This window comes from Kitasatospora sp. NPDC093558, assembly GCF_040683475.1.
Lineage (GTDB): Bacteria > Actinomycetota > Actinomycetes > Streptomycetales > Streptomycetaceae > Kitasatospora.
Window position 1 is genome coordinate 1 of the sequence record NZ_JBFBDY010000695.1, and the last position, 3,074, is coordinate 3,074.

At 76.5% G+C, this 3,074-nt stretch carries 2 protein-coding genes; both read right to left on the reverse strand.

Annotated elements, in window-relative coordinates; all coding sequences use genetic code 11:
• The coding region (locus AB0O00_RS33870; protein WP_363658388.1) for a type I polyketide synthase at window positions 1–2,775 on the reverse strand (2,775 nt) is incomplete at its 3' end.
• Window positions 2,765–3,074 (reverse strand): acyl carrier protein (locus AB0O00_RS33875; RefSeq protein WP_363658390.1); only part of this gene is annotated, 310 nt, incomplete at its 5' end. The genes AB0O00_RS33875 and AB0O00_RS33870, both read right to left, overlap by 11 nt.

The window sequence follows — 3,074 nt, forward strand, 5'->3', positions numbered from 1 at the left end:
AATAACATGCCAAACCAGGAGAACAATGGGGGTCGTGGGGTGGGGAGGGGGTGCGGCGTTACGGGGGCCCGGGCGCGCCGGCCCGGGGCGGGGCCGGGCCCCGGCGGCGGGGTGGGCGGCCGGCGCCGCCGGGAGCGCCCCGGCGGCCTCCGCCGGCGGCTCCACCCAGTGGCGGCGCCGCTGGAAGGGGTAGCCGGGCAGCGTGGTCGGGGCGCGCCGCTCCTCGCCGGCGAAGGCGGCCCAGTCGAGCGCCGCGCCGGCCTCCCAGAGCCGTCCGGCCGCGGCCAGCAGCACCGCGTCGGACGGGGTCTCCTCCTTGGCGTGCGGCATGGCCTGGGCCACCGCGACCCCGGGGCCCGCCACCTGGGCGGCGAGCCGGCCGAGCGACCGGCCGGGGCCGACCTCCAGCAGGACCGGGCGCTCACCGGCGACCAGGGCGGCGACGCCGTCCGCGAACCGCACCGCGCCGCGGGCCTGGCGGGCCCAGTAGTGCGGGTCGGTCGCGTCCGCGGCGCCGATCCAGGTGCCGGTCACGTTCGAGAGGAACGGTATCCGGGGTTCCTTGCGCGGCACTTGTGCGACGAGTTCGGCGAAGGGCTCCACGATCGGGTCGAGCATGGCCGAGTGGAACGCGTGCGAGGTGTGCAGGCGCTGGGTGCTGCGGCCGTCGGCGGCCAGGCGCGCCTCGGCGGCGGCGATCGCCTCGTGGGTGCCGGACAGCACGCACCGGTGGGGCGCGTTGACGGCGGCCAGCGACAGGCCGGAGCCGAGCAGCGCGGCGGCCTCGGCCTCCGCCAGCTCGACGGCCAGCATCGCGCCGGACGGCAGCGCCGACATCAGCCGGCCGCGCGCCGCGACCAGGCGCAGCGCGTCCGGCAGTTCGAACACCCCGGCGAGCGTCGCGGCGACCCACTCGCCGATGCTGTGGCCGAGCATCGCCGTCGGCTCCACGCCGATCCCGCGCCACCACCGGGCGAGCGCGTACTCGACGGTGAACAGGGCGGGCTGGGCGAGCGCGGTGTCGGTCAGCGGGTCGGGCGTGCCGGGCGGCGCGGGGGTGGCGAGCAGGTCCAGGAGGTCCACGCCGAGCAGCGGGTCGAGGATCTCCACGCACTCCCGGACGGCCGCGGCGAAGCGCGGTTCGGCGGCGAGGAGGTCGGCGGCCATGCCGCGGAACTGGCTGCCCTGGCCGGGGAAGAGGAACGCGACCGGCCTGCCGTCGGCGGCCTCCCGGACCGGGGCCGCGGCGAGGGCGGCGGCGGCCTGCTCCGGGCCGGCGCCGACGGCGGTCAGCCGCAGCGGGTGCCGGCGGCGGCCGAGCTGGAGGGTGTGGGTGATGTCCGGCAGGTCGCCGGGCCCGGCCTTCGCCAGGACGCCGAGGAGGTCGGCGCGGGCCTGCTCCAGGGCCGGGGCGGTGCGGGCGGAGACGGTCAGCACCTGGTGGCGGCGCGCCTCGCCGTCCCGCGGCTCGGGCGCGGGCGGCTCCTCCAGGACGACGTGCACGTTGGTGCCGCCGACGCCGAAGGAGCTCACCGCGGCCCGGCGCGGCCCGTCCTGCTCCGGCCACGCCCGCAGCCGGTCGTTGACCGCGAAGGCGCTCTTCTCGGCGATCCGCGGGTTGCGCTCGCGGTAGTGCAGGCTGGGCGGCAGCTGCCCCTCGCGCACCGCGAGGACGGACTTGATCAGCCCGACCACGCCCGAAGCGGCGTTCAGGTGCCCGATGTTGCTCTTCACCGAGCCGATCGGGACGGAGTCCGGCAGGGCCCCGGCCGGGCCGTACACGGAGTCCAGCGCGGCGATCTCGATCGGGTCGCCGACGGCCGTGCCGGTGCCGTGCGCCTCGACGTAGCCGATCGTCAGCGGGTCGACCTCGGCCTCGCGGTAGGCGGTGGCGATCGCGGCGGCCTGCCCGTCCACGCTCGGCGCGGTGAAGCCGGCGCGCGCGGCGCCGTCGTTGTCGAGGCCGGTGCCGAGGATGACGGCGTGGATGCGGTCGCCGTGCTCCAGGGCGTCGGACAGCCGCTTGAGGGCGACCACGCCGACGCCGCTGCCGAAGACCGTCCCGCTCGCGTCGGCGTCGAAGGGCTTGCAGTGGCCGTCGGCGGACTGGATGCCGCCCGCCTCGTACACGTAGCCCCAGTCCTGCGGGAGCTTCACCGAGACGCCGCCGGCCAGCGCGAAGTCGCTCTGGTAGTCCAGCAGCGACTGGCAGGCCTGGGCGACGGCGACGAGCGAGGTGGAGCACGCCGTCTGGACGGTGACGGCGGGGCCGGTGAGCCCCAGCCGGTACGCGACGCGGGTGGTCAGGTAGTCCTTGTCGTTGCCGTGCAGCAGGGCCGCGGGGTACTCGGTGAGCAGCTGCGAACGGCTGTAGTGCGGCGCCAGGTTGAGCAGCATGTAGGCGTTGAAGCTGCTGCCGCCCCACACGCCGGCCCGGTCGCCGGGGCGCCCGGAGCCGTAGTTGGCGTCGTCCAGGGCCGCCTGGCACTGCTCCAGGAACAGGCGGTGCTGGGGGTCCATCAGCTCGGCCTCGCGCGGCGGGATGCCGAAGAACTCGGCGTCGAAGTCCTCCACGCCCTCCAGGCGTCCGGTCGCCGGGACGTAGCCCTCGGGCGCGTCCGGTCCGCCGTCGGCCCGGTGCAGCGACTCGACCCCGCCGAGCAGGTTCGCCCAGAACGCGTCGACGCTCGCGGCCCCCGGCACCCGGCAGGCCATTCCGACCACCGCGATGCGCTCGGGCGCCTCACCCTCGTGGTCCAGCAGGTCATCGGCCACCGTTGTGTTCCCCCTTCAGGCGGCGCCGGCGGGCGGCGCGCAAGTGGTTCGAGTTCGCCGCCGGTCCCGCGGGTGCGGCCGGCTGCTGCGCGGGCCCGCTCAGGTGGGCGGCCAGCGCGGCGACGGTGGGGTACCGGAAGAGGTCCACCACCGGGACGTCGTGGCCCAGTTCGTCGCGCAGCAGGGTGTGCAGGCGGACCATCATGAGCGAGTGGCCGCCGAGGTCGAAGAAGTTCTCCTCCCGGCCGACCCGCTCGACCCCGAGCAGCCGGCGCCACAGCTCGGCGATCCGGGCCTCG